2 rRNA genes are annotated in these 1,998 nt (G+C 61.3%); both read left to right on the forward strand.

Annotated elements, in window-relative coordinates:
* Window positions 1-157: ribosomal RNA gene (locus AB5164_RS10100) — 16S ribosomal RNA — on the forward strand; the annotation flags it as partial.
* 398 nt (window positions 158-555) lie between these two features.
* Window positions 556-1,998, forward strand: a 23S ribosomal RNA gene (locus AB5164_RS10105); the annotation flags it as partial.

Consider the following 1,998-nt stretch of genomic DNA (forward strand, 5'->3'; position numbering starts at 1 on the left):
GGCCTTGTACACACCGCCCGTCACACCACCCGAGTCGTCTGCACCCGAAGTCGCCGGCCCAACCGAGAGGGGGGAGGCGCCGAAGGTGTGGAGGGTGAGGGGGGTGAAGTCGTAACAAGGTAGCCGTACCGGAAGGTGCGGCTGGATCACCTCCTTTCTAGGGAGATACGTTCTTAGAGAGAAAACACTTTAACTCGAAATGAGGGCAGGAGCCCGTCCGGTTGATGTCGCCCGCGATGAAGTCCCCGCAGCACCCGGTCCCCGGGGTCGCACCCGCGTACCTTGAGAGCCGCATAGCGATAGGAGAGAGATGGAAGATCATTCTTCCAGACTCGATTCTTTTCTGCGATTAAATCAAAGAATGATAGCAATCATTCATCCGATCCAAACAAGAAGAATTCACTTATTTATGAGTGAGGAGCATCTGATCGCGAGCACAGTACAACTGCTGTGCCGCGGTATGAGATACCCGAATTGCGACATACGAGCGCTATTCATGATATCGATTAATTTTTATTAGCGACACGTGGATATCCCGCGGGCCCGAGTGCGGTCCCGCAAGATACCACGGGCGCACGGCGGATGCCTTGGCACAGGGAGCCGATGAAGGACGCGGCAAGCTGCGATAATCCCCGGCGAGGAGCACACATCCTTCGACCCGGGGGTCTCCGAATGGGCGAACCCATGCACAGCAGTGTGCATATCCCCCCGCTGAACACATAGGCGGGGGGAGGACAACCCGGGGAACTGAAACATCTAAGTACCCGGAGGAGAGGAAATCAATCTCGAGACTCCCCGAGTAGCGGCGAGCGAAAGGGGACCGATGGCCAAACCGTCGAGCGGGCATACCCGGCAGGGGTTCCGCCGACGGGGTTGCAGGGCCGCGCATCCGGGGGCTGCCGCCCCCGGGCGCAGGTCCGGCTGGGGAGCGGAACGGCATGGGAGGGCCGGCCGCAGCGGGTGACAGCCCCGTACGCGAACCCAGACCGGACGGCGCGACGCGGTCCCTGAGTAGGGCCGGGCACGTGAAACCCGGTCCGAACCTGGGTGGACCACCATCCAAGCCTGAGTACTACCCTGTGACCGATAGCGCACCAGTACCGTGAGGGAAAGGTGAAAAGCACCCCGGGAGGGGAGTGAAACAGTACCTGAAACCGTGCGCCCACGAGCAGTCGGAGCACCTTTATGGTGTGACGGCGTGCCTTTTGTAGAATGAGCCAGCGAGTCGCTGGCGCGGGGCGAGGTTAACCGAAAGGGAGCCGGAGCGAAAGCGAGCCTTAACAGGGCGACTTGAGTCCCGCGCCGCGGACGCGAAGCCGGGTGAGCTATCCGTGGGCAGGCTGAAGCGGGGGTAAGACCCCGTGGAGGGCCGAACGCACGTCGGTTGAAAACGGCGGCGATGACCTGCGGATAGGGGTGAAAGGCCAATCAAACCCGGAGATATCTCGTTCTCCCCGAAATAGCTTTAGGGCTAGCGTCGCGCGTTCACCGCCGGAGGTAGAGCACCGGATGGACGAGGGGGCTTCGCCGCCTACCGAATCCAACCGAACTCCGAATGCCGGCGGCCCAGAGCGCGGCAGTCAGAGCATGTGGGCTAAGCTGTGTGCTCGAGAGGGAAACAGCCCGGACCGCCCGCTAAGGTCCCCAAGTTCCAGCCGAGTGGCAAAGGATGTGCGTCCGCCCAGACAACCAGGATGTTGGCTTAGAAGCAGCCATCCATTCAAAGAGTGCGTAACAGCTCACTGGTCGAGTGGACATGCGCCGACAATACACGGGGCTAAGCTGGACACCGAAGCGGCGGGATTTTGATTTACAGAATCGGTAGGGGAGCTTCCCATGGGCGGAGAAGCCGGAGGGCGACCGACGGTGGAGCGCATGGGAGTGAGAATGCTGGCATGAGTAGCGAGAGACGAGAGAGTAACTCGTCCGCCGTGAACCCGAGGTTTCCTGGGCAAGGCTAATCCTCCCAGGGTCAGTCGGGGGCTAAGGCGAGGCCGG

This window comes from Collinsella aerofaciens, from assembly GCF_040915425.1.
GTDB classification, from domain to species: Bacteria; Actinomycetota; Coriobacteriia; order Coriobacteriales; family Coriobacteriaceae; genus Collinsella; species Collinsella aerofaciens_BW.